Below are 23,683 nucleotides of genomic sequence, written 5' to 3' on the forward strand. Positions count from 1 at the left end.
CCACTGACCAAGATAGATCCTCGCTTTTCAAGACGGCTGCCCCTGCCGGGCAACCGGCCGGCGAAGCCTTCTCGATTTCCACCGCCGCAGATCGGCAACCACCACCTGAACGGAGAACTGAAAATGTCCAAGCTCGAAGTCCTTACCCCCGCCAACAGCCAGCTCATCTTCATCGACCAGCAGCCGCAGATGGCTTTCGGTGTGCAGTCTATCGACCGGCAAACCCTGAAGAACAATGTCGTTGGCCTCGCCAAGGCGGCAAAGATTTTCAACATTCCGACGACCATCACAACGGTTGAAACGGAAAGCTTCTCTGGCAATACCTTTCCGGAACTGCTCGCGGTTTTCCCGGAAAACGACATTCTCGAGCGTACCTCGATGAATTCCTGGGATGACCAGAATGTCCGCGATGCGCTGGCGAAGAATGCGGCGGCCGGCCGCAAGAAGATCGTCGTCTCCGGCCTGTGGACGGAAGTGTGCAACACCACCTTTGCGCTCTCGGCGCTCCACGATGTCGCAGATTACGAGATCTACATGGTGGCGGACGCCTCCGGCGGCACCTCTGTCGATGCGCACAAATATGCCATGGACCGCATGGTGCAGGCCGGCATCATTCCCGTCACCTGGCAGCAGGTGCTGCTCGAATGGCAGCGCGACTGGGCACGCAAGGAAACCTATGACGCCGTCACCTCGCTGGTGAAGGAACATTCCGGCGCCTACGGCATGGGCATCGACTATGCCGTCACCCATGTCCATGGCGGCGAAGAGCGCGTCAAGCACGGCAAGCGCATCGGCCCCAACCCGGCCAAGAAATAAGCTTTCAACCGCGCCGCACCGGCAGGATCGCCATCCAGCTCGGTGCGGCTTTCACCCATCAGGAGGTTCCCATGAAAGTCTATCTTCTGTCCCTTGGCGCCGGCCTGCTGGTCGGCATCGTTTACAGCCTGCTCAACGTGCGTTCTCCCGCACCGCCCGTCATCGCTCTCGTCGGCCTGCTCGGCATCCTGGTTGGAGAGCAGATCATTCCTTTTGCGAAGACGATTGCCGGCAAGGAACCGGCCATCGTTTCGTGGATCAACCAGATCAAGCCGCACATGTTCGGCCATATGCCGAAGGGTGGCGCTGAAACCACGGGTCTCGCCGAAGTTAAACAGCCGATCGAGCGGGAGAGAAGCTGATGCCGACACGACGCACCTTTCTTGGCGCGGCCTCGAGCCTTGCCTTTCCGAATCTGTTTTCACCGGCCAAGGCCGCTGATCCCATCAAGACCGGAGGTTCTTCCATGCATCCAGATACGATCCTTCACAATGGCCGCTTCACGACGATCGACCGCGGCAATCCGAATGCAACGGCAGTCGCCATCAAGGACGGCCTGTTCCTGGAGGTGGGAAGCGATGCCGAGGTCATGGCCTTTGCCGGGCCGGATACGAAGATCATCGACCTCAAGGGCAAGCGGGTTCTGCCCGGCCTGATCGATAACCACACCCACGTCGTGCGCGGCGGCCTGAACTTCAACATGGAACTGCGCTGGGACGGTGTGCGCTCGCTTGCCGATGCCATGGACATGCTGAAGCGTCAGGTGGCGATCACCCCCGCGCCGCAATGGGTGCGGGTCGTGGGCGGCTTCACCGAGCATCAATTCGTCGAAAAGCGCCTGCCGACCATCGAGGAGATCAATGCGGTGGCGCCGGATACGCCGGTCTTCCTGCTGCATCTTTACGATCGGGCGCTGCTGAATGGCGCAGCCCTTCGCGCCGTCGGCTACACGAAGGATACGCCGAACCCGCCCGGCGGCGAGATCACCCGCGATGCCAACGGCAATCCGACCGGCCTGCTGCTCGCCAAGCCGAATGCCGGCATTCTCTATTCGACGCTCGCCAAGGGGCCGAAGCTGCCGCTCGATTATCAGGTCAATTCCACCCGCCACTTCATGCGTGAGCTGAACCGGCTGGGCGTGACCGGCGTGATCGATGCGGGCGGTGGCTTCCAGAATTATCCTGACGATTACGAGGTGATCCAGAAGCTGTCGGATGAGAACCAGATGACGGTTCGGCTGGCCTACAACCTCTTCACGCAGAAGCCGAAACAGGAGAAGGAGGATTTCCTCAACTGGACCTCATCGGTCAAATACAAGCAGGGCAATGACTATTTCCGGCACAATGGCGCAGGCGAAATGCTGGTCTTTTCCGCTGCCGATTTCGAGGATTTCCGCCAGCCGCGCCCGGACATGCCGCCGGAAATGGAAGGCGAGCTCGAAGACGTCGTCCGCATTCTGGCGGAAAACCGCTGGCCCTGGCGTCTCCACGCCACCTATGACGAGACGATTTCGCGGGCGCTGGATGTCTTCGAAAAGGTCAACCGGGACATTCCGCTTGAAGGCTTGAACTGGTTCTTCGATCATGCCGAAACCATCTCCGACCGCTCCATCGATCGTATCGCAGCCCTCGGTGGCGGCATCGCCACCCAGCACCGCATGGCCTATCAGGGCGAATATTTCGTCGAGCGTTACGGCCAGGGCGTGGCGGAAGCCACGCCGCCGATTGCGAGAATGCTGGAAAAGGGCGTGAACGTTTCGGCCGGTACGGATGCAACGCGCGTTGCCTCCTATAATCCGTGGGTGTCGCTGTTCTGGATGGTGACGGGCAAGACGGTCGGCGGCATGCAGCTTTATCCGCGCGCCAATTGCCTCGACCGCGAGACGGCGCTGCGCATGTGGACCGAAAAAGTCACCTGGTTCTCGAATGAGGAAGGCAAGAAGGGCCGCATCGAAAAAGGCCAGTTCGCCGATCTCGTGGTGCCGGACAAGGATTATTTCTCCTGCGCGGAAGATGAGATTTCCTTCCTCACCTCGGAACTGACCATGGTGGGCGGCAAGGTCGTTTATGGCGCCGGCGACTTCAGAACGCTGGATGAAAGCAATATTCCGCCGGCGATGCCCGACTGGTCGCCTGTGCGAACCTTCGGCGGTTATGCCGCCTGGGGGGAGCCGCAGGGCGTTGGAAAGAACTCGCTCAGACGGGCTGCGATCTCCTCATGCGGCTGCGCCAATGATTGCGGCGTTCACGGCCACGACCATGCCGGCGCATGGACGTCGAAATTGCCGATTGCCGATCTGAAGGGCTTCTTCGGAGCGCTGGGCTGCTCCTGCTGGGCAGTCTGAGCCCGGCCAGCGGAAAAATCCACCGGGCAGCTGATCGCCGCTGCCCGGCCTCTCGGGAATGGGATTATGTTGCAAATATCGCAATTATATCGAAACTATTGATGCAATTGTTGGCGATAATCCTTTGCGCCAATATCGCTCCATCAGATGAACGCAGCGCCGCTCGAACCGACCGGCCAGATCGCAGGAGCAAAAAATGACCGAGCCATCTTCAACCCTTCGCCTTCGCGGGCTTCTCGCGGATATCGTTGCCGCACCCGCCACAAAAACCCTTGCGCTTCTGGCGCTCTGCTCGGCCTATATTCAGGGGCCGCTGACCAAGATTTTCGACTTCCCCGGTGCGATTGCCGAGATGAACCATTTTGGCCTTCAGCCGGCGGTCGCATTCGCTGTCGTCGTCATCCTGTTCGAGCTCACCGCCTCCGCTCTGGTGGTGTCGGGCTTCCTGCGCTGGGCCGGCGCTCTGGCGCTTGCAGGCTTCACGCTTCTCGCCACCTTCATCGCTCTCCGCTTCTGGGAATTGGCGCCCGGCATGGACCGCATGATGGCCACCAACGCCTTCTTCGAGCATCTTGGCCTTGCCGGTGCCTTCATCATCGTCGCTGCAATCGATCTCACGAAAGGAACAGGCAAATGAGTGCTGCAAAATCCTCCGCGAGCAGCTTCGCTCCCCTTGCACAACCGGTTTTCGCGGTTCTCTGGGCGGCGACGGTGCTCGGCAATACCGGCAGCTTCATGCGCGATGTCGCCAGTTCATGGCTGATGACCGATCTTTCGGCCTCGCCGGCGGCCGTCGCCATGGTTCAGGCGGCCGGAACCCTGCCGATCTTTCTTCTGGCGATCCCGGCCGGCGTGCTGACCGATATTCTCGACCGCCGCAAGTTCCTGATCGCGGTGCAGCTTCTGCTGGCCTCGGTCAGCGTCACCCTCATGGTTCTTTCCCATACCGGCCTGTTGTCCGTCAGCGCACTGATCGGGCTCACCTTCCTTGGCGGCATCGGCGCTGCGCTGATGGGGCCGACCTGGCAGGCCATCGTGCCGGAACTGGTGAAACGTGAGGATATCAAGAGCGCCGTGGCGCTGAACTCGCTGGGTATTAATATCGCCCGCTCCATCGGTCCCGCCGCCGGCGGCATCCTGCTTGCGGCCTTCGGGGCGGCCTTCACCTATGGCGCCGATGTCGCAAGCTATTTCGTGGTCATCGCCGCGCTTTTATGGTGGCCGCGGGCAAAGAACGCCAATGATGCTTTGGCGGAAGGTTTCTTCGGCGCATTCCGGGCGGGCCTTCGTTACACCCGCGCCAGCCGGCCGCTGCATGTCGTCCTGCTGCGGGCTGCGATCTTCTTTGCATTCGCCAGTGCCGTCTGGGCGCTGTTGCCTCTGGTCGCCCGGCAATTGCTCGGCGGAGATGCAAGCTTCTACGGTATCCTGCTCGGCGCTGTCGGGGCCGGGGCCATCGCCGGTGCGCTGGTCATGCCGAAGCTGCGCGAACGGTTCGATGCCGATGCCCTGCTGCTGGGTGCGGCTCTCACCACCGCTCTCGTCATGGCCGGGCTGTCCTTTGCGCCGCCAAAGTGGCTTGCCATCGTCATCCTGCTGTTTCTCGGCGGTGCCTGGATCACGGCGCTGACGACGCTGAATGGCGCAGCCCAGGCGATCTTGCCGAACTGGGTACGCGGCCGCGGTCTCGCCGTCTATCTCACCGTCTTCAACGGTGCGATGACAGCGGGCAGCATCGGCTGGGGTGCGGTGGGTGAAGCGGCGGGCGTGCCGGGCACGCTGCTCATCGGTGCGGCAGGCCTTTTCATTGCCGGTCTCGTCATGCACCGCCTGAAACTGCCTGCGGGCGATGCGGATATGGTGCCGTCCAACCATTGGCCTGAGCCGCTCGTTGCCGAGCCGGTGGCCCATGATCGCGGCCCGGTGCTGATCCTCATCGAGTATAATGTCGAAAAGCATCACCGCTCCGCTTTCCTGCATGCACTGGACGAGCTTTCCCAGGAACGTCGCCGCGATGGCGCCTATGGCTGGGGCGTGACGGAGGACTCCGCCGATCCGCAGAAGATCGTCGAATGGTTCATGGTGGAATCCTGGGCCGAGCATCTGCGCCAGCACAAGCGGGTTTCCCACGCGGATGCGGATTTGCAGGGCAAGGTGCTGGCTTATCATTCCGGGCTGGAAAAGCCGGTGGTGCGGCACTTCCTCACAATCAACCGGCCGGGGAAGGCGTAAAACGGAAAGGGGCCGAAAAGGCCCCTTTTTCGTTGTTGCCATGCGATTGTCCGATTATTGCGTGATCCGCTCCAATACACGGCTCAGCGCATCTTTCAGCGCCCCTGAGCCGCCCTTGTTGTCGAAATCCAGCAGCACCTGCTCGTTGAGGCCGCCCTTGGTGGCGAATTCGCGGCTGAGATCGATGAAATCCGTCCTGCTGCCGGCAAGCAGGGCCACCTCGGAAAGGCCGGCAAAGAGGGGCGCGAGATAAGCGCGCCCCTTTTCTTCCGGCAGACCGTTCTCGGCAAGCCATTCCGTCGTCGTTTGCATGATGCCGAAATAGGTGGCCATCAAAGCGCTGGCGGTGGCCAGAAGATCGTATTCCGCCTTGTTTTCGCATTCCACCGCATTGCCGAGCACGTTGAAGATGGCAGCCGTATCCGTATCGGCAGGATAAATGGCGGTGACGCCCTTGCGCCGGGCAACGAAGGGCAGCGGGATCGCCTGGCTGAGACGCACATCCGCGCCGATCCAGTCCAGAAGCGCCTCGCGGCCGGTTGCGGCAACGACGCTGACGATCTTCTGCCCGTCCCGGAACCGCAGGGGCCGGATGACTTCTTCAGCGATCTGCGGCCGGATAGCCAGCATGACGGTATCGCAGCCATCGACGATTGCCTGATTGTCACCGGAGACGATCACCTGCGGGAAATCGGCGGCAAGCCTCGCGGAGATATCGGCACTGCGCTGGGACACCATGACATGCGGCACGGCGGCAGGTCTGGCGAGCAGGCCCCTGACCATTGCATCGGTGATGGCTCCTGTTCCGATAAAACCGATTTTCTGGGGAAGTGACATGATTGCTCCGCTGCGGCGTTTCGCGTGATGCTAATTTTTCCGTCCGGAATTGTCGACAAGCAGAGGGGTAAATTTGCGGTCGAGGCGGAGCCGCGCCCGGTTTATGCCGGCTGGACGATACGGTCGCGGACCGGAACACGGCTATTCGGGCGCCGTAAAATCAATGCGTATCCTTCCCGGTGGGCGTCTCTTCCAGCCCCAATATCGCCGGCCATGCCGGTGCTGCACGCTCTGACATGACCTCGATATGGCGCAGCGAGGTGAGACCGAATTCTTCCGGGCGCAGGGTTCTGCGGTTGACGCTTCCCTGCGGGAAAACATCGGCATAACGCCAGACGGCGGCGGGCGGCACCACCACATCGTCTGCCATCGTGATCATGCGCAGATCGAAGCGGGTGGCGGAAAAATCCGGTTCTGGCAGCGATTTGCCGATATCCCGCCGGAAGAAATCCCTGCTCGTGCACCAGCGCCGCCATTGCCAGTAGATTCCCGCGGGCAGATCCGCACCCAACAGCAGCCTTCGGCCGGGAAGGTAGCCCGCTAGTGTCGTGCTGACAGGCCCGAGCAGATACCAGAAGGCAATGACCGTGGGCCGATAGGTCCATGGATGATCGCTGACATGGGCAAAGCCCGAACCGATGGTGATGACACGCTCAAGCCGTTCGTCATGGCGTCGAAAAGGAAATGTCAGTCCGCCGAGGGAATGGCCGAGCAGCCAGAGGGGGCCTTCCGGTGCTATCCGGCAAAGTGCGGCCTCGGCCGCCGTCTGATCGGCAACTCCCCAGTCGGCCATGGTGGCCCGGCTTTCGCGGACGGGGCGTTGTCGGGATGCGCCGAAATCGCGATAATCATAGGTCAGGACACCGACGCCCTGAGCGGCCGCCCATGTGGCGAAGGCGCGATAATAGCGCGCCGGAACACCCGTTGCGCCGTGAAGGACAAGATGCGCGCGGGCTGGCCCCCTGGGCGGAAAGAACCGGCCGGCGAGCCTGTGCCCTTCCGAAACAATGTCGATCTCCCGGCTCTCTGCAATATCAGTCATCCATCCCTTCCTCCTCCTGGACCGTTTGGTCTAATAACATCTCTAGACCAAACGGTCTACAGCGCCTAAAACAGGCGAATGGACGAAAGCAAGAACCGCCACGCTTTGATACGAGCTACCTCCGCGCTGTTTCGGCGGCGCGGTTATGCGGGTGTGGGACTGGCTGAAATTCTCGCGGAGACAGGCCTGCCGAAAGGCTCTCTCTATTATCATTTTCCCGGTGGCAAGGAGCAGCTTGCCGCCGAGGCGACGCGATGGGCGGGCCGGAAGGTGGCAGAGCTGATCGATGCGAGTTTCGAGAACGCGGAGAGCTTCGCTTCGGGCTCGGTGGCGCTGTGCCGTGCGATAGCCCGCCTCTCGCAGGAAAATGGCCGTATCATGGGTTGCCCGGTGCTCAGCATCATTCAGGCCGGCGATGAAAAGCCCGATTTGCGCCAGATCGGTGCGGATGTGCTCAACGACTGGATCGCAAGGATCGCAGCTCAGGCAAGGCGCCTGGGCAGTCACGATCCGCAGGCCGATGCCGAAAGACTGGTGATCGGGCTGCAGGGCGCGTGGGTTGTTGCGCTGGCCCGTCAGGATGTCACGTCGTTTAAGACGCTGGAGAGCAGCCTGCTTCAGTCTGCCTAGGCGTATGCCGATGCGTTTTCAAGCAGAGGCCTGATCGGAGTCATCGGTGCTTCTGGTGCCGCATGCTGCGGAGTAAATGAAAAGCGCGGCCGCCTTCAGGCTGACCGCGCTTGTTGTCGTTGCTGTAGGAGAGACAGGACTGTTTTACGTCTCTTTAGGTTGCTGTTTTCCCGATGCCGGCTGATCCGTGGCGTTCGCGATTGATGCAGCCAACAGAGCCTGTGTCGGGTCCGTACCCTTGAAGCCGGCCTGTGCAAGGATTTCGTCAAGAACCGGCTTTTGCGCAGTGAAGCTGAGAAGCTGGCTCGAAAGATCGCCGAGGCCATTGCCGTTTTTGACGTCGCCGCCGCCACCGAGGGCGCCGGCCAGATTACCGGCGCTGAAGATGCGGATATCGGAGATCTTCTCGATGGGTTTCATCGCCTCGGAAAGTGCTTCGGGAATGATGGCGATCCTTGCACGGGCGAGTTCGAATGCGATGATGTCGCCCGATAGCGCATTGCGTGCATCGTTCTTTGCACGTTCCGCCTGCGCCTCTGCATCGCCGAGAGCGATAACGCCTTCGGCACGGATTTTCGCGGCCTGTGCCTCGGCTTCGGCGCCGATCTTGGTGGCAGCAGCCAGGTTTTCGGCGGCTTGCCGTTCGGCTTCCGCCTTTACCGTGATGGCCGTCGCTTCCTGCTCTGCCGCCTTGCGGGCGTCGATCACGGCGATGCGCTTGGCGCGTTCGGCTATTTCCACTTCGCGGGCTGTTGCCACCTGTTCTTCCGCAGTGATGGCGGAAGCCTTGGCTTCGTCCGCCTTGGCGCGGGCAGCCTGTTCCTGCTCCACCTTCTGCGCCACGGCGATAGCGGCTTCGATTCGCGCCGTTTCGGTGATCTTGCGCGCTTCTGCCTCGCGTTCGGCAATACCGCGCTCGGCTTCGATGCGGGCGGTTTCACGCGCCTGGCGGGCTTGAGCATCCCGTTCGGCGATGCCGCGTTCCGTATCGAGCTTTGCCGTTTCCTCGTTGAGGCGGGCCGCCTGCTCGGCCCTTGCCGCTTCCGCCCGCGTTTCCGCCGTCTTGTTGGCGATATCGCGCTCCTGCGTCAGCTCCGCATCGCGCTGTTCGCGTTCGATGGTCAAGCGCCGCAGCACCGCTTCGCGGTCCTTCGTGGCAATTTCGACTTCGTTGTCGCGGACAATCTGGTTGCGTTCGCGTTTACGCTCTTCGGTGATCCGGGTGAGCGCCGTCAGGCCTTCCGCATCGAACGAGTTGTTGGGGTTGAAGTGCTTGATATCGGTTTGATCGAGCCGTGTCAGCGAGACCGATTCCAGTTCCAGACCGTTGGACTGCAGATCGTGCGCGACGGCCGCCTGCACGGATTTGACGAATTCGGCACGCTGCTCCTGAAGATCGCGCAGCGACATGGTCGCGGCAACCGAGCGCAAACCGTCGACAAATTTCGCTTCGACCAGCGACTTCAGCGCATCGGCATCATTTGTCCGGTCGCCGAGTGTCTGGGCGGCAAGTGCTATGTTTTCTGCATCGGGTTTAACCCGCACGTAAAATTCGGCGGTGATGTCGGCTCGCATGCGATCCTTAGTGATCAGGGATTCATGTTCTGATCTTTTCACTTCCAGTCGCAATGTGCTGAGAGAGACCCAGGAATAGGAATGGAAGATCGGCAGGATGATGGCGCCGCCATCGAGAACGACTTTCTTACCGCCGAGGCCGGTCCTTACATAGGCTTTGTCGCGTGTCGACCGCGTGTAGAGCGATGTCATGATGATGCCGATGACGACGATGGCCGTGACGATGGCCCCCGCAATCAGGCCCAGAGAAAAGAAATCCATGGTGAGTTAGCCCCTATGATGCCCGCTATGGTGAATTTCCAGGTCCGGCGGTACGGGAATGGCCTGAAAAAGCCCATCCGCACCGTCGACGATCAATACCTGCGCACCCGTATCGATCGTGTGACCGGATGCAGCCTGGGTGCGCAGGAAGTGAATATTCTCGTGCCGGTCCTTGACCCGCACGGTGCCGGGCTTGCCCTGATCGAGAGGCCCGATGGTGACAGTGCCCACAAGTCCCAGAAAATCGGTCTGCTCGAGCGCGTTTGTCTCATCGCGTGGAATGACCTTCGCAATGGCGCGGCTGAGTGACCGCGTGGCCGGAAGGGCGGCGGCAATGGCACCGGTCATGGCCAGATAGGGCGGCAATGGCCCGAGCGGCGTTGCGGAAGCGACCCCCTGAATGAAGAACCCGGCGACGGAAAAAGCCGAGAGCAGGATGACTGCCAGAACAAGAAGCGGCACGCCGCCCGCATTAAGCCAGGACATCCAGCTGCCGAGTAACCCCGCCTCGGCATCGCCGGGCGCGTGGTAACTGAAGTTGTCGTCAAGCAGTCCCGAAGCCGATACACCAAGAAGGACCGAGACGAGTTCGACGATGCCGAGGCCCAAGACCGTCAGCAAGGCGATCCAGAAGGGAGCAGTGCCTGGCTGGACAATGCTCTCCATCAGCGCTGCCCTTCACGAAATGCCTTGAGCCGTGCTTCGATGGCGCTCTGGCGCTGCATCCGGCCGAGTTCTTCAACCTCCGCCGTTCCGTTATTGGGCTTGGCGGGGGTGCCGGTTACTCTTTCGATGGCGTCGAGCGCGTCAGCCAGACGGCGGTCGTTGCGCTGGGATGGGGTCGTATCGGTTGCCGGTGCGATGCGTTCGGCGCGCTTGGCGTCCTCAAGCCGCTTTTGCGCATCCGCCTTTGCGGAAGCGATGCTGCGCAATGTAGTTTCCGCCTCGGCAATTTCGGCAGCGTTCTCGAGAATCGCCTTGTTCAGCGCTTCCCGTTGCGCTTCCAGATCGATCTGCAGCCCGGTTGCCGCGCGGGCCAAATCCTCGCGGCCGTTTTCAAGTCCGATCCTGATCTTGTCGTCGAGGTCGCGAATTTCTTCGTCTAGATCGGCGGCCTTGGCTTTCAGGCGATGGCCGGCTGCGACCGCCACGCCAAGCGCGGATCGGGCCTCATCGGCGATCTGAGCGATTTCCCGCACCGCCTGCTGCGCTACCGCAACCGGATTGGACGCCTCCGCCGCATCGACAGCGTTGTTCATGACACCGGCGATGACACGCCCGAGTCGCCCAAGAATACCTTCATTGTTCATCGAAGCCTCCCTGTTTGGTTGAAAGCCGGTTTTTATTCCGGCATGGATGCTGATGGTTTCGCCCTCGAACACGAGGCGCGCTTCTGAAAAGTCATTCCAGCCGTCGTGATAGCCACGAACTGTATAGGGCACCACGACGCGGCCCGAGAGGGTGGCGATGCTCACCGTATCCGGCCCCTTGACCGAAAAGAGCTTGCTGTCGAGCGGAATGTCCCGCACCGGTTCCTGTGGATCGCGCTGGCTATGGTCGCGCAGAGCCAGCGTCACCATGCGGGAAGGAAGGCTGGTCTTGACCCTGATCTCTTCATAAGCTGCCGCATGCAAGGCGACGAGATTGGCGCCTTCAGTCCGGTCAAGGATCGCCATCGCCCGCCGATAGGCAAGGAGCGTCTCTTCGAGAGAAGAGCGGTTTCCCTCCGAGAGATTCAGTGCCAGGACAACGTTGGACAAAAGTTTCGTGCTCATACGAAATATATAAAGCACTTCATTTGTGCTTTCAAGATGCGGCCCATGCGAAATGAAAGGCTGGTTCATGAAAAAAGCAATCCTATTCGACTGCGAGTTCCTCTGCCTGGAAGGTTCCCAGCGCAGGTTCTGGTGTGCGGCTCATGATCCCGATCCGGTTATTGCGCAGATTGGTGCCGTCAGGCTTGGGCTGGAGGGCGATTTTCCGCTTCTGGGGACCTATAAGACCTACATATGTCCGGTCGACCGTCATGGCGAAAGATATGCGATCGATCCGTTCTTCACCGGGCTGACGGGGATCACCGGGGAGATCATCGAAGCGGAAGGCGTTCCCTTGCAGGAGGCCCTTTCAAGCTTCGACAGCTTCACGGAAGGTGCCCAATGCTGGTCATGGGGCAAGGACGAGTTGAATATGGTGGCGATCAGCTGCTATGTCGCCGGCATCCAGCCGCCCATCCCTGCCGGGCGTTTCGACAATGCCGTCAAACTTCTGCTTGCAGCGGGAATGCCGGTGGAGGATCTGGCAAAAACGCCGAGCAACAGACTGGCCGACTATTACGGCGTCGAGCATCCGCCATTGCAGGGGCACGATGCGCTCGACGATGCGCTTTCGGTTTCCTATACGCTGCAACATCTGCTGAGGGGCGGAAAACTGACGCCGGAAGCGTTCGGCGTTTAGCCGGTGTCAGACGGATTGCGTCACGATCCCGGCCGATGTTCGCGAAAGGCGGCGGCGAGCGTGCGCAAGGCTTCCCGGGATCTGCTGTCCGTCAGGGTGGAGAACATGATGATTTCCGTGGAGGGCAGGGGCGGCAGGCCAAAACGCTGGCTGACCTCCACGGTGCCGGGCGGTGCAAGGCGGGAAGAGAAGGCGGAAACCGCAAGCCCGGCCGAGACGGCGGCGGTCACCATCGACGATGTGCCGCCAAGAAACACCTCCGTCCACGCAATCGCAGCCGCGTCGAGGGCACGGGTGGCGATGTCACGCACGCCACAGGCGGGCGAGAGCGCCGCCAGCCGCAGCGGTTCACCCTGGCGGTGTTCGAATTGCGGGGTTGCATACCAGCCGAAATGTTCCGGCCCGAGCACCTCGCCGTCGCGCCGGTCGTCCTCGCGCCGGATGATTGCCGCATCGATCTCCCCACGGTCGAAGGCGTCCAGCAGGGATCGGGAATGATCCATGCGGACTTCGATCGTAAGTCCGGGGTCGTGGTCGTTGAGGCGTGCAAGCAGGGTCGGAACCTCCGGTCCCGCCACATGGGCGGCAATGCCAAGGCCGAAGCGGCGGCGCGGGGAGGAAAGACCCGCCAGCGCCCGGTCATGCGCGGCGAGGAACTCGCGGGCGGGTGCCAGAAACACCGCGCCCTGCGCTGAAAGCCGCACTGAGCGCGGTGTGCGTTCGAGCAGCCGCTGGCCGAGCCTGTCTTCCAGCCGCTTGAGCTTGACGCTGATGGCGCCCTGGGTGGTGCCGAGCGCTTCGGCAGCACGGGTGAAGCTCTGCATATCGGCGATGGTAACGAAGGCTTCGACGGCCTCCACATCCAGCGTGCTCATATCGATTATTCCAATTTGTTGTCTCTGAAATAGCCAATCATCCAATTCAGTTATGGTCAAGCTTTGTCTAGCGTGCCTCCTCCACAGATCGGTTTTCGCAGTGGCGAACCGACCCATGAAAGGCTGAAGAATGACCCTTGCCGTTGCCGCACCCGCAAGCAGCAGAAGCGCCATGGCGCTTGCTGCCGCTTGTCTCTCCGCCCTGATGTTCGGACTGGAAATTTCCAGCGTTCCGGCGATCCTGCCAACACTCGAACAGGTGCTGCATGCGGATTTCCGCGAGCTTCAGTGGATCATGAACGCCTATACCATCGGCGTGACGATGGTGCTGATGGCGACGGGCGCGTTGGCAGATCGCTTCGGCCGCAAACGTGTCTTCATCGCCAGCATCGTCGCTTTCGCGCTGTCCTCTCTGGCCTGCGGAATGACGGAAAACGTCTCGGTGCTGATCGGCGCCCGTTTCCTTCAGGGGCTGAGCGGCGGGGCGATGCTGGTGTGCCAGATCGCCATCCTGTCGCATCAGTTTCGCACGGCCCGCGAACGCGGCATGGCGTTTGGCTGGTGGGGCATCGTCTCGGGCGTGGGGCTGGGCTTCGGCCCGATCATCGGCGGCGCCATCGTTGCGCTGTGGAGCTGGGAATGGGTGTTCCTCGTTCACGTCGTGCTTGGCGCGGGAACATGGCTGCTTGCCGCCGGCGGCGTCGGAGAATCGCGCGATCCGGAAGCGGCGCGTCTCGATCTTGCCGGCATGGTCACCCTTTCGGCCGCCGTTTTTTGCCTTGCCTTTTTCATCACGCAGGGACCTGCGCTCGGTTTTGTGAGCCCGGCGGCGCTTCTGATCCTCGGCGTCGCGGCTGCGAGCTTCATCGCCTTCGTGATTGCTGAAAAGCTTAGTTCAAGACCGATGTTCGACTTCTCCGTGTTCCGCATCAGGCCTTTTTCCGGGGCGATCATCGGTTCGGCGGCGATGAATATCAGCTTCTGGCCGTTCATGATCTATCTGCCGATCTGGTTTCAGGCGGGCCTCGGTTATGACAGCGTCACCGCCGGCCTCGGCCTGCTTGCCTATACGCTACCGGCGCTGGTGATGCCGCCGCTGGCGGAGCGCCTGTCGCTGCGCTACCAGCCGCGCCTCGTCATTCCGGCCGGGCTGTTCACCATCGGCCTCGGTTTCATGCTGATGAAGCTTGGAAGCGGCATCGAAAATGCGAGCTGGCTTACCATGCTGCCCGGCTGCATCCTCGCCGGTATCGGGCTCGGGCTGACCAATACGCCTGTTACCAACACCACCACGGGCGCGGTTGCCGCCGCCCGTTCCGGCATGGCCTCGGGCATCGACATGAGCGCACGGATGATTTCGCTCGCCATCAACATCCCGATCATGGGCTTTATTCTGGTCGAGGGCGTCCGGGCTTCGCTTCGGGCGAACCTGCCGTCCGGTGCGGATGTGCGTGAATTGCAGTCGCTGGCGGAAAAGATCGCGGCGGGAACTGCCGGCGCCTCGGCGCAGGGCGTTTCGGAAGAACTCGTCCATCGGGCGCTTGCGGATGGGTTCGGCCTCGTCATGCTCTATGCCGGCATCAGTGTCTGGCTGCTCGCCGCCATCAGCTTCACGATCTTCGGCCCGGCGCGAAAGCCTGCCCAAAATTAGGGCGACGGTCGCAAAGGGAAGGCTATTTCCTCCGCCCCAGCAGGACCATGAGCAGCGGTGCGCCGACGAGAGCGGAAACCAGACCGGCGGGCAATTGGTAGGGAAAGGCTGCCATTCGCCCCACCCAGTCGGCAAGCACCATCAGGCAGCCGGCGGCGAGTGCCGCGGCGATGAGATGCGGGCCGGCGCGCCGAAATCCGATTTCGCGGGCAAGGTGCGGCCCCATCAACCCGGCAAAACTCAAGGGGCCGATGATGAGCGTCGCCGCCGCCGTCATGGCGGCCGCGAGAATGAACAGTGCGGCCCGTGCCGACGGAACATGGACGCCAAGTTCCCGCGCAGCACCCGCACCGAGTGGCAGCAGGGTAAGCCAGCGATGCGCCAGAATGGCCATGGTTGCGAAAACCACCGCGCAGACGGCCGCGATCCGGGCGGTGAAACCATCGACGAGATAGGTCGAGCCTCCCATCCAGCGAATGATCATCATGGCGCGCGGGTCTCCGCCGGCCGCCAGCACGCCGATCACGGCGTCGAGCATGGCCGTCAGCACCACGCCGGTCAGAAGAACACGCTCGGGCGTGAAACCGGACCTGAGGCCGAGCGACAGGATGGCGAAAAGAACCGCGGCGGCGCCGGCGCTCGCAAAACCCAGTTGCAGCATCGGCCCGGAAGCGGTGAAGGCGAAAAGCGCGACGGCCATGCCCAGCGTTGCACCGGCTGAAACGCCAAGCACTTCCGGGCTTGCTATCTCGTTGCCGGTCAGGCGCTGGAGAATGGCGCCGGCTGCTCCAAGCAGGCTCCCGGCTGCGAAGGCCGCGACGACCCGCGGCCAGCGATAGGGCAGAATTTCGCTCCATTCACCGATAGGCAGCAAACCCCAGCTTCCATCCGGCGCACGGCCGAAAAGAATGGCGGCCGTTACGCCCGCAACCAGCAGGCCAACGAAAGACAGGACCATGATGGGGGAAAGGCGACGCTGTTTAACGATGCCCGGCGGCGGAGCGGGCAATTCCCTCTGCATGGCTTTCAGGCGGGGCAGCAGAAACAGCACCAGCGGCGCGCCGAACAGGGCCGTCATGGCGCCGGTCGGTATCAGCCCGCCGGTGATATCCGAAAGGCGTTTGACGATTTCATCCGTCAGAAGCAGCAGGCCTGCGCCGATGAGCGGCGACCAGAGGATTTGTTGGGCGATGCGGCGGGCACCCGCAAGCCGCGCTATGGCGGGTGCGACAAGGCCGACGAAACCGATGACGCCGACGGCGCTGGTGACAAGCGCGGCCAATGCAACCGCGATCGATACCGCAAGAACCCGCAGCCGCACGACGGAAAGGCCGAGCGCTCCGGCGCTGACATCCCCCAGTTCCATCAGCGATAAAGGCCGCATGATCAGCCCGGCAAGCGCAGTCAGGACCAGAATTTTCGGAAAGAGGGTGACGGGAACGGCCCAGCTTTGCAGAGACAGCGACCCCGCACCCCAGATGAACAGGCCGCTTAGATACCGTTCGTTGAGAAGGACGAGAATGGCCGAGGCGGCGGCGCACCAGATGCCGATCATCAGACCGGCGAGGACGAGCGACAGCGGTGAAAATCCGCGTCTTGCGCCAATGGAAAACACCGCAAGGGCGGCCAATGCGCTGCCCGCCATCGCCACCACATCGCGGCTGATGCCTTCCAGAGTGGGAAAGGCGAACATGGTTGCGGCAACGGCAAGATTGGCGCCCGCTGAAATGCCGAGCGTCGAGGGCGAGGCGAGGGGGTTGCGCAAGGCATGCTGCAACAATGCGCCGGCCAGCGCCAGCGCAGCACCCGCCAGAAGCGCCGTCACCATGCGAGGCAGGGTGGAATAGAGCAGCATGAGCCGCTCAACATCATATTGCGCACCGCCGCCGCTCAATCGATGCAGATCCGGCCAGATATCGCTGACGGCAAAGATGGCGCCGAGGAGGAAGAGGCTGGCGGCAACACCGGCGGGGGTGAGGAGGCGCAGGAGGACCGGCGGCATCAGGCGTGGCTTTCCAGATGCTCGGTCACCAGACGGGCAAACCGCATGGCTTCCTGCACCATGCCGAACATCAGCACGCCGGGAAGGGTGGAGACCCGGCCCGCCCGGACGAAGGGCAGATTGCTCCAGAGCGGGCTTTGATCGAGCCGCGAGAGAATGTCGGGCGGTGTCAGCGGTTCGAAGGCGATGAGCCGGGCATCCGCCGAAAGGACGGCCAGCGCCTCCAGCGCAATGGTTTCGAACCCCCAATAATTGGTCTTTCCCGGCCAGGCATTGGCAAGACCGATCTTTTCCATGGCGCCCTGATAAAGACCGGGGCCGCCATAGACCCGCGCATGGCGCTCATCCATGAAATTGATGACGGCGACCGGCGGCGGCCGCAATTTTTCAAGCCGGCGGCGGCAATCGGCAAAGCAGGCTTCGGCCCGCGAGAGGAAATCCTCTCCCCGCTGTTCCCTGCCAAGGGCCGCGGCAAGCTTGCGGGTCGCGGCATAGGACGCCGTCAGGGCGTCGCTTTCCGGTGTATAGATGGGAAATTCCATCACCGGAGCGATCAACTGTAATTTCGGGGTAAGCGAGGCAAGGAAAGGCGTTGACAGGATGACGTCGGGCTTCAGCCTCGCCAGCACTTCGAAATTGATTTCGGCGGTCAAGCCGAGGTCGGCCACGCCTTCCGGCATGGCAGGCTCCACCATCCATGTGTCCCAGTCCGCGCGTGCGGCGATGGCCGCCGGCGCGGTGCCGAGCGCGAGCAGGGTGGAAGCAAGCCCGTAATCGAGCGAGACGATGCCGCCCTTCGGCATCGCCGCTTTCGCACCGCTCTGCCATGGCAGGGTCAGCGCTGCGGCCATCAGCAGCCGGCGAGTGGGCGAATGGTCAGGCATCATGCGTGTCCTGATTTTGTCCGCAGGGCAGAGGACAGCTTGCGCCGCATCCGCCAATGGTGGGGATCATGTATCGCAGGCAGCAAACGCGCCTGTTGCCCTTAACCACCATGCCGGACATGGGATTGCGGCTGCCATCCGGCCACAGGGGATCGTCGATCACCGCCCGGCAGGCGCGTGCGAGCGCCGGATCGGCCTGCGCCTCGATTTCCCCGATGATCCACGACAGATAAACGGCGGCATTGTTCCACAGCAATTTCGGGGCAAGTTTCGCAGCCCTGGCGATGGAGGGGATGAGTGCCGCGAGGTGATCGCGCAAAAGCCCATGCAGATCTTCGGGCGCGGATGCCTTGCCGGCCTGATCGCCGGCATGGGGGAGCAGGAATGCGACCGGCAGGGCGTTTTCCGCATCGATGATCACGCTCAGATCGCCAAGAGCCAGAGGCAGGCGGCGGCCGTGAACGAGGCGGCAGACGGTGGGCGTGATGGTCAGCAGGCTGAAATAATAAAGTGTCCAGAGCGATGCCGCGGCCCTCGGGTCGGCGTCCGGATGGGCAGCGTTGTGGCGGGTCATCAAGCCGCAAAAAACATCTTCGCAGGCAAGCTGCCGGCAAGGCAGAACCTCCGCACCGCAGGGCGGTGCAAGCAGGAACTTGTCCGTGCAATAGCCGAAAGAGCCGACGGACGCGAAGTCCGGAAGCCCTTCATGCGCCGATTGCCGGCAGGGCGCCATGGTCTTCGCCATGCGCCCCGCCGCCGGGTTGCCGCCTGCGGTCGCCACGGTTACCAGCGATATTTCAGGGACGCCGTGATGTTCCTGCCCTGTCCGAGATAGCAATAACCGTCCGTGCAGGCGACATTGCGGTCGTCGGCGATGTTGCGGACATTGAAGGAGGCGACGAGGCCGTCATAATCCTTGTCAAGCGCGCCGAAATCGTAGGAAAGAGCGGCGTCGAGATAGATGGCAGCATCGTTCTTCGCGATGTTTTTGGTGCTGGTATAGCTTTCACCGACATAGCGCAGGCCCGCTCCGGCCGAGAGGCCATGGAGAGGCGTATCTTCCTGGAAGGTATAGTTCGCCCAGAGCGAGGCCACATGGGTGGGCACCGAGGAAGGTGTATTGCCGGCGTCGTCGCCCGCCGTGATCCTGGAGTGGGTGTAGCTATAGGCGGCGATCACATCCCAGCCGGTGGCGATATTGGCCTTCGCCTCCAGTTCGAAGCCCTTGTTGGTCACCTCGCCGAGCGAGCGGAATATCAGGCCGGCGGGATCGATCGCCACGGGCTTGTTCTTTTCCGCCAGATGATAGGCGACCGCCGAAAGCATGATGTCTGTTCCGGGCGGCTGATACTTCACGCCCAGTTCGAACTGCTCGCCTTCGGTGGGCTTCAGCGTTTCGCCGGTGGCGGAAAGCTTGGTAACCGGATCGAAGGAGGTGGCATAGCTGAAGAAGGGCGAAACGCCGTTGTCAAAGGCATAGAGTGCGCCTGCCTGAACGGTGAAGGCGTCCTTCTGCACGTCTTCCGTCACCGGTCCCTGCCGGGTCTGGTCCACCCAGGTCTGCCGGCCGCCGAGGGTGAAACGCCATTTGTCCAGTTCCATCTGGTCGAGGGCGTAAAGCCCGACCTGCCGCAGATCGGCTTCCGACTGATAGGCGCTGTAGGCGGGTGTCGGCCCGGAGAAACCGTAGCGCGGATTGGCGATATCGAAGTCGAAGGCGGAGCCGCCGGATGCATAACCATAGGCGAATGAAGACTTCACATTGCTGTAGTCGAGGCCGGTCAGCAGCGTATGGGAAACGGGGCCGGTGTCGAAGCTCCATTCAAGCTGGTTGTCGGCCTGGAAGGCCTTCATGTCGTCGCGGATCGCCCAGGGATCGCGATGGGCGACGGTGCCGGTCCAGCTCGATACGCTGAGATAACGGCTGCGCAGATCCATATGCGAATAACGAAGATTCTGCCTGAAGGTCAGGCTATCGTTGAATTCGTGCTCGAAATTATAACCCACCTGCTGCTGGCGGATTTTCTGATAATCGTAATCGGGATCGCTTCCACGCAGCCGCAGGACATTGCCGGCCGGATCGGTCAGTGCTGCGACCGAAGCGTCGGTTTCGGTGGACTGGATGAGCCCGTAAACGGTGAGGCTGGTCTGGTCGGACGGCTTCCAGGTAAAGGACGGCTGAAGGAAATAGCGGTCGTCGGCAATATCGAAATTGGTGTCGCCGGCGCGCGCCAGTCCGACCACGCGGTATGACAATGTACCGTCAGCGTCTATCGTGTCGCCGATATCGAAGGCGGCCTGCTTGCGGGTTTCCGTGCCGTAAAGCGCCTCAACCTCGCGAATGCGCGTGCCGTTTGCGAGTTTCGATGTCTTGTTGACGATGCCGGCGGGCGTGCCTGCGCCATAAAGCACCGAGATCGGGCCACGGACGATTTCCACACGCTCCAGCGAATAGGGATCGGTGCGGAACATGCCGTAGTTCAAATAGGGCTGACGCAGCCCGTCCTTGTAGTCGCCCATGGTGGTGGCGTCGTAGCCGCGAATATAGATCTGGTCGAAGCGCGGATCGAAGCCGGCGGCGGTGCCGGTGGTGACGCCGGCGGAGTAGCGCACGGCCTCGATAATGTCCTGCACGCCGCGCTGCTGCATTTCCTTTTTGGTGACGACCGCGACTGAGCGGGGCGTCTCGATGAGCGGCGTATCGAGCTTGGTGGCGCCGGAGCTGTTCTTGGCCGCCACGGTGGCGTTGTCACCACCGCCCCTGTTGCCTGTCAGTTCGATGGGCTGGAGCAGGGTGGAGCCCGCAACCGGCGCTGCGGCGGCGCCAGGGTTGCTGAGCCGCACGGTGTTGGCGCTGGTGAAGGTGTAGGAAAGGCCGGTTCCGGCAAGCAGGCGCGTGAGGGCATCCTTGCGGCTGAACGCACCTGTGACACCCGCCGTCCTTACCGTCGCCGGAATTTCGCCGTTAAACACGACATCGACGCCGGTGATGGAGGAATAACGCACCAGCGCGCTCGAGAGCGGTTGCGGCGCGATTGAAAATTGCAGCGCGCTTGCCTGCGTCGCCGTCTGTGCGGCCGCCGGCAGAGGGCCGGTCAGGGCAAGGCCGGCGACGGTGGCGAGAAGCAGGATACGAAATGATCCGGTTGCTGAATGACGGTGGCTGAAATGATTTTTACGCTTAGACACGGTAATATACCTTCCCCTGCTCCTGTTGCCGCAATGACGGCCTCAAAACACGAGTACGATTCCGTTTGCGCAAAACCTCGGTCCCCGGACAAAATTTTTTTAAGCGCGTGTGCAGGCAATGCCCCTGGAGTGTTTTCGCATTTCCGGACGGAGAACCGCGCGCCGCTTTTCCTTGAAATGCTCTAGCGCTGGCGGATGACCGACAGCCAGGGGGAGTAATCGGTGACCGTGACGAGCAGGCCCTCTTCGAGGATTTGCCCGATTTTTTCCCGGCGTCTGACATCGACGATCATCGTCACTGGCTGTCTGCCGAGCGCATCGCCCAGAACGATCATGCGGCCGCGACGCCATTGCTCCAGTCGCGCGACGACCTCTTTGAGGGGCGTCGAGATGAAGACCAGCTTGCCCTGCCGCCAGGCAAGCCGTGTTTCGATATCGGTTGCTTCGGGTCGCGAGAGAACACCGTCGCGGTAGGAGATGCTGTAACCGGCCTCCACCGCCTGCCGCGACTGTCTGGCGGCGACCTCGACGGCATGTTCGGCCACCGAAACCGAGACGGAGGAACCCGCGCGACAGACGGAAAAGGCGGTACCGAGCGCCGTGGTCACCAGGTCTTCCGCAATGACGGAAAATGGCCGGTTCCGATCCGGCGCGACCCGGAAGAACGCCTCACCCGACAGCAGCGTGATTTGCCGCCGCTGCGGGGTGAAATTCACGGAAATGGCGCTCGATGTGGAAAGCTCGACGGTCGAACCGTCGGAAAGTGCGATGCCGCGGGTCTCGCCAATCGCGGTTTCATAGTCTCCGGCCGGGCGTGTCGCCTGCCACGCTGCGGCTCCGACGCCGCCGATCAGCAGAAGTCCCGCTGCGCCGTTTTTCAGCAACCGACGGCGGCCAAGCGGCTGCGCCTGTGCAAGCTGCGGCCCCATGCCGGCACCGAGCCATATGCGCTCGATATCGGCATAGGCGCGTGCATGGCGCTCGTCGGCCTCGATCCAGCACCGGAATTCGCTTTCGTCGGCTGCGGTGGCGCCGGGCTCCAGAAAATGCGCAAACCAGCTTGCCGCCGCATGCGCTATTGCGGCTTCGTCACCTTGGGCTGCGGTTTCGCGGCCGGCCGGCGTCTCCGCAGTCGCATCTTTGCCTCCGGCCACCTTCATCTCTCGCCCGGCGGCGTCATGCCGGTCTTCAGCTTTTCAAGAGCGGTGACCATATGGCCGAAAGCGGTTTTCGGCGAAATATGCAGCCGCTGGCCGATTTCCACAAAGGTCAGGCCTTCGATACGCGAAAGCAGGAATACGTCCCGGCATCGCGGCGGCAGGGCATCGACAAGCATTTGCAGGCGTTCCAGCTCCTGCCGCCCGATCATGCAGGTTTCCTGCGTGGGCGAGGGATCGGCGACGAAAGCAAGATGTTCGATGCCGGTAAAGACCGGGGCGATACGCTTGCGCCGCTCATGGTCTATGGCAAGGTTTCTGCCGGTGATGATGACATAACCGCAAAGATCGCCCGTGAGGCCAAGCAGCTTCCGCCGCTCCCACAATCGCAGGAACGTGTCCTGCACGAGATCGAAGGTGGTCGCGTGGCAACGCACGCGGTGATAGATCGCCGCGGCAAGCTTGCTCTTCACATTCAAAAACGCGTCCAGAAGATCCGGGCTGTCAATTTGCTGCATGGTCTCTGGATAACACCGGCCATCCGCGCGCAGCAAGACGGCCGAGCCGATAAAGATGATTTTTTTTGTCATATTTATCGGCTGTAACTTTCGCACCACGATGCGGCGCGAAAATATGGGCATGGGCGGAGCCTCCCGACCCTTCCCCCGCAAGACTTTCTCCACGATATCCCTAGGCGCTTTCGGTTGCCTTGCCCTCTCGGAAGCGTTTGCCGAGGTTGAAAAAAGACAATTTCATGTGGCTGCGCTTGTCTCTCCCCTCGAGGCTGGAGAATGGCACTTTGAAACCGAATGTCTTGTCCGGTTCGCCGGAGCGTTCCCGCCAGAAGGCATCGATGTCTGAAACCATCATTTTTTGCCGCCGGGCGCGACGGTAGCGGATGGGGTGTCTGGAATGGGCGACAGCGAAATAGCGGAGCGCACCCTCGCAGGCGAGACCTTGCAGAACCATCAGTGTTGCTTCCTTGGGGCGAAGTCCCGAGAGATCGCGCGTCACCGACACCATTTGCTCTTTTGCGGCGCGTGGACCCTGCATGCCTCCGACGACAATCGTGTGGTGCTGCGTTTCGCATCCTTCCAGAAAAGTAAATGTCGCCGTCCACAGAACGGCGTTGTCATGGGCGCGCACGAGCCTGACAGCAAAAGCGCCCTCGTGCCGGCCGCCGCAACGATCCGCCAACGCCAGAATGCATCGATATTCATCGTTCCGGCCGCGAACGGTGCCCATGTCCATGGTTTTTCCCGTCCACAGCCCGGCCATGGTGCTCCTGGGAAAATGCCGGTCCGCAATTGCGAAATTGTCCATGAGAAAAGCCAGCCGTCTCTTCCGGGAAACTTTATTGATCAGGAATTTCGAAAGCGGTTTTTGGAGAAGGTCGTCATGCGGGAGCGGCAATTCTCGCTCCGCTGAAAACCCGGCCAGAAACCACCACCATCGAAAGGTGACCAATGGATCGGCTGCAAAACGCAGCCAGAAAAGGACGGCGCGCTTCCAGTGGGCACGTCCGGCAAAGGTCATAATTCTCCGGAACAACAAAAAATGAGGTGTTTCCGAAACCGTCTGGACCACCTCATCGGTGACCGGGCGTTTCGCTGCCAGAACGGCAGCATCTTGAATGCGCGACATACATGGGCTTCCGGCAGAACATGAGCGTTCAGCCGGGGCATGCGCCGGAATTGTCGAGATTCTGTCGAGAAACAGCCTGTCTTCCATGAA

The 23,683-nt window shown here is 61.8% G+C and carries 21 protein-coding genes; 8 read left to right on the forward strand and 13 right to left on the reverse strand.

Features of this window, described 5'->3' with window-relative positions; translation table 11 throughout:
- The first annotated feature begins 123 nt into the window (after positions 1-123).
- The 5 genes from FGF54_RS20525 to FGF54_RS20545 all read left to right on the forward strand — a co-directional run bounded on the left by FGF54_RS20525 (position 124) and on the right by FGF54_RS20545 (position 5,392).
- On the forward strand, positions 124-816 hold the full coding sequence (locus FGF54_RS20525; RefSeq protein WP_020811322.1) for a hydrolase: 693 nt from the start codon (positions 124-126) through the stop codon (positions 814-816).
- Positions 817-887: 71 nt separating this feature from the next.
- Positions 888-1,178, forward strand: coding sequence for a XapX domain-containing protein (locus tag FGF54_RS20530; RefSeq protein WP_142780950.1), 291 nt, complete (start codon positions 888-890; stop codon positions 1,176-1,178).
- The gene (locus tag FGF54_RS20535) at positions 1,178-3,160 is read left to right on the forward strand and encodes an amidohydrolase (RefSeq protein ID WP_142780951.1); all 1,983 of its coding nucleotides are present in this window, start codon (positions 1,178-1,180) and stop codon (positions 3,158-3,160) included. Before FGF54_RS20530 ends, FGF54_RS20535 begins: the two co-directional genes overlap by 1 nt.
- A gap of 196 nt (positions 3,161-3,356) precedes the next feature.
- On the forward strand, positions 3,357-3,797 hold the full coding sequence (locus FGF54_RS20540; RefSeq protein WP_142780952.1) for a DoxX family protein: 441 nt from the start codon (positions 3,357-3,359) through the stop codon (positions 3,795-3,797).
- On the forward strand, positions 3,794-5,392 hold the full coding sequence (locus FGF54_RS20545) for an MFS transporter (RefSeq protein WP_142780953.1): 1,599 nt from the start codon (positions 3,794-3,796) through the stop codon (positions 5,390-5,392). Before FGF54_RS20540 ends, FGF54_RS20545 begins: the two co-directional genes overlap by 4 nt.
- A gap of 54 nt (positions 5,393-5,446) precedes the next feature.
- Here FGF54_RS20545 and FGF54_RS20550 read toward each other — a convergent pair whose 3' ends face one another.
- Together FGF54_RS20550 and FGF54_RS20555 are read right to left on the reverse strand one after the other, a co-directional pair.
- Positions 5,447-6,229 (reverse strand): pyrroline-5-carboxylate reductase, encoded by a 783-nt coding sequence (locus FGF54_RS20550; RefSeq protein WP_142780954.1) that lies wholly within the window; start codon positions 6,227-6,229, stop codon positions 5,447-5,449.
- Between the two features lie 160 nt (positions 6,230-6,389).
- Complete coding sequence (locus FGF54_RS20555) at positions 6,390-7,271, reverse strand: alpha/beta fold hydrolase (RefSeq protein WP_142780955.1); 882 nt, start codon at positions 7,269-7,271, stop codon at positions 6,390-6,392.
- A gap of 78 nt (positions 7,272-7,349) precedes the next feature.
- On the opposite strand from FGF54_RS20555, the gene FGF54_RS20560 reads away from it, so the two are divergent.
- Positions 7,350-7,901 carry a TetR/AcrR family transcriptional regulator gene (locus tag FGF54_RS20560; RefSeq protein WP_142780956.1) on the forward strand — a complete coding sequence of 184 codons (552 nt, stop codon included), beginning with the start codon at positions 7,350-7,352 and terminating at the stop codon, positions 7,899-7,901.
- Between the two features lie 144 nt (positions 7,902-8,045).
- Here FGF54_RS20560 and FGF54_RS20565 read toward each other — a convergent pair whose 3' ends face one another.
- The 3 genes from FGF54_RS20565 to FGF54_RS20575 are packed head-to-tail and all read right to left on the reverse strand — an operon-like array spanning position 8,046 to position 11,497.
- Positions 8,046-9,737: a flotillin family protein gene (locus FGF54_RS20565; protein ID WP_078053708.1), complete on the reverse strand. Its 1,692-nt coding sequence runs from the start codon at positions 9,735-9,737 to the stop codon at positions 8,046-8,048.
- A 6-nt stretch (positions 9,738-9,743) separates the two neighbouring features.
- Positions 9,744-10,403, reverse strand: a complete 660-nt coding sequence (locus FGF54_RS20570; RefSeq protein ID WP_142780957.1) for an OB-fold-containig protein — start codon at positions 10,401-10,403, stop codon at positions 9,744-9,746.
- The gene (locus FGF54_RS20575) at positions 10,403-11,497 is read right to left on the reverse strand and encodes a PspA/IM30 family protein (protein WP_137396280.1); all 1,095 of its coding nucleotides are present in this window, start codon (positions 11,495-11,497) and stop codon (positions 10,403-10,405) included. Before FGF54_RS20575 ends, FGF54_RS20570 begins: the two co-directional genes overlap by 1 nt.
- An 82-nt stretch (positions 11,498-11,579) precedes the next feature.
- Here FGF54_RS20575 and FGF54_RS20580 point away from each other — a divergent pair, with 82 nt between their 5' ends.
- Entirely contained in the window at positions 11,580-12,191 is a 612-nt protein-coding gene (locus FGF54_RS20580; protein ID WP_142780958.1) for a 3'-5' exonuclease, read from the forward strand.
- Positions 12,192-12,211: 20 nt separating this feature from the next.
- Here the strand turns inward: FGF54_RS20580 and FGF54_RS20585 are convergent, their stop codons facing one another.
- A complete protein-coding gene (locus tag FGF54_RS20585) occupies positions 12,212-13,066 on the reverse strand; it encodes a LysR family transcriptional regulator (RefSeq protein ID WP_003522061.1) in 855 nt (284 codons plus the stop codon).
- 130 nt (positions 13,067-13,196) lie between these two features.
- On the opposite strand from FGF54_RS20585, the gene FGF54_RS20590 reads away from it, so the two are divergent.
- Positions 13,197-14,717, forward strand: a complete 1,521-nt coding sequence (locus FGF54_RS20590; protein WP_142780959.1) for an MFS transporter — start codon at positions 13,197-13,199, stop codon at positions 14,715-14,717.
- Between the two features lie 22 nt (positions 14,718-14,739).
- Here the strand turns inward: FGF54_RS20590 and fhuB are convergent, their stop codons facing one another.
- From fhuB to FGF54_RS20625, 7 genes are all read right to left on the reverse strand, one after another.
- Positions 14,740-16,719, reverse strand: coding sequence for a Fe(3+)-hydroxamate ABC transporter permease FhuB (gene fhuB, locus FGF54_RS20595; RefSeq protein WP_142780960.1), 1,980 nt, complete (start codon positions 16,717-16,719; stop codon positions 14,740-14,742).
- A complete protein-coding gene (locus FGF54_RS20600) occupies positions 16,719-17,603 on the reverse strand; it encodes an iron-siderophore ABC transporter substrate-binding protein (RefSeq protein WP_142781595.1) in 885 nt (294 codons plus the stop codon). Before FGF54_RS20600 ends, fhuB begins: the two co-directional genes overlap by 1 nt.
- Positions 17,596-18,348 carry a siderophore-iron reductase FhuF gene (fhuF, locus tag FGF54_RS20605; protein WP_246667005.1) on the reverse strand — a complete coding sequence of 251 codons (753 nt, stop codon included), beginning with the start codon at positions 18,346-18,348 and terminating at the stop codon, positions 17,596-17,598. Before fhuF ends, FGF54_RS20600 begins: the two co-directional genes overlap by 8 nt.
- 38 nt (positions 18,349-18,386) lie before the next feature.
- Positions 18,387-20,792, reverse strand: coding sequence for a TonB-dependent siderophore receptor (locus tag FGF54_RS20610; RefSeq protein ID WP_142780961.1), 2,406 nt, complete (start codon positions 20,790-20,792; stop codon positions 18,387-18,389).
- Between the two features lie 182 nt (positions 20,793-20,974).
- On the reverse strand, positions 20,975-21,952 hold the full coding sequence (locus FGF54_RS20615; RefSeq protein ID WP_142780962.1) for a FecR domain-containing protein: 978 nt from the start codon (positions 21,950-21,952) through the stop codon (positions 20,975-20,977).
- A complete protein-coding gene (locus tag FGF54_RS20620) occupies positions 21,949-22,539 on the reverse strand; it encodes an RNA polymerase sigma factor (protein WP_246667006.1) in 591 nt (196 codons plus the stop codon). The genes FGF54_RS20615 and FGF54_RS20620 overlap by 4 nt, the downstream gene beginning before the upstream one ends.
- A gap of 100 nt (positions 22,540-22,639) precedes the next feature.
- Positions 22,640-23,680, reverse strand: coding sequence for a DUF535 family protein (locus FGF54_RS20625; RefSeq protein ID WP_246667007.1), 1,041 nt, complete (start codon positions 23,678-23,680; stop codon positions 22,640-22,642).
- Positions 23,681-23,683 lie beyond the last annotated feature (3 nt).

The organism is Agrobacterium sp. T29 (genome assembly GCF_006970545.1).
Classification (GTDB): domain Bacteria; phylum Pseudomonadota; class Alphaproteobacteria; order Rhizobiales; family Rhizobiaceae; genus Agrobacterium; species Agrobacterium leguminum.

Excerpts from the sequence above, each read along its gene's own strand:
- FGF54_RS20570 (WP_142780957.1), bottom strand. The coding sequence starts at position 10,403 with ATGGAGAGCATTGTCCAGCCAGGCACTGCTCCCTTCTGGATCGCCTTG.
- FGF54_RS20530 (WP_142780950.1), top strand. The coding sequence starts at position 888 with ATGAAAGTCTATCTTCTGTCCCTTGGCGCCGGCCTGCTGGTCGGCATC.
- FGF54_RS20590 (WP_142780959.1), top strand. The coding sequence starts at position 13,197 with ATGACCCTTGCCGTTGCCGCACCCGCAAGCAGCAGAAGCGCCATGGCG.
- fhuF (WP_246667005.1), bottom strand. The coding sequence starts at position 18,348 with ATGGCGAAGACCATGGCGCCCTGCCGGCAATCGGCGCATGAAGGGCTT.
- FGF54_RS20565 (WP_078053708.1), bottom strand. The coding sequence starts at position 9,737 with ATGGATTTCTTTTCTCTGGGCCTGATTGCGGGGGCCATCGTCACGGCC.
- FGF54_RS20545 (WP_142780953.1), top strand. The coding sequence starts at position 3,794 with ATGAGTGCTGCAAAATCCTCCGCGAGCAGCTTCGCTCCCCTTGCACAA.
- FGF54_RS20620 (WP_246667006.1), bottom strand. The coding sequence starts at position 22,539 with ATGACAAAAAAAATCATCTTTATCGGCTCGGCCGTCTTGCTGCGCGCG.
- FGF54_RS20560 (WP_142780956.1), top strand. The coding sequence starts at position 7,350 with ATGGACGAAAGCAAGAACCGCCACGCTTTGATACGAGCTACCTCCGCG.
- FGF54_RS20585 (WP_003522061.1), bottom strand. The coding sequence starts at position 13,066 with ATGAGCACGCTGGATGTGGAGGCCGTCGAAGCCTTCGTTACCATCGCC.
- FGF54_RS20525 (WP_020811322.1), top strand. The coding sequence starts at position 124 with ATGTCCAAGCTCGAAGTCCTTACCCCCGCCAACAGCCAGCTCATCTTC.
- FGF54_RS20555 (WP_142780955.1), bottom strand. The coding sequence starts at position 7,271 with ATGACTGATATTGCAGAGAGCCGGGAGATCGACATTGTTTCGGAAGGG.
- FGF54_RS20615 (WP_142780962.1), bottom strand. The coding sequence starts at position 21,952 with ATGAAGGTGGCCGGAGGCAAAGATGCGACTGCGGAGACGCCGGCCGGC.
- FGF54_RS20550 (WP_142780954.1), bottom strand. The coding sequence starts at position 6,229 with ATGTCACTTCCCCAGAAAATCGGTTTTATCGGAACAGGAGCCATCACC.
- FGF54_RS20625 (WP_246667007.1), bottom strand. The coding sequence starts at position 23,680 with ATGGAAGACAGGCTGTTTCTCGACAGAATCTCGACAATTCCGGCGCAT.
- FGF54_RS20540 (WP_142780952.1), top strand. The coding sequence starts at position 3,357 with ATGACCGAGCCATCTTCAACCCTTCGCCTTCGCGGGCTTCTCGCGGAT.
- FGF54_RS20580 (WP_142780958.1), top strand. The coding sequence starts at position 11,580 with ATGAAAAAAGCAATCCTATTCGACTGCGAGTTCCTCTGCCTGGAAGGT.
- fhuB (WP_142780960.1), bottom strand. The coding sequence starts at position 16,719 with ATGCCGCCGGTCCTCCTGCGCCTCCTCACCCCCGCCGGTGTTGCCGCC.
- FGF54_RS20535 (WP_142780951.1), top strand. The coding sequence starts at position 1,178 with ATGCCGACACGACGCACCTTTCTTGGCGCGGCCTCGAGCCTTGCCTTT.
- FGF54_RS20600 (WP_142781595.1), bottom strand. The coding sequence starts at position 17,603 with ATGCCTGACCATTCGCCCACTCGCCGGCTGCTGATGGCCGCAGCGCTG.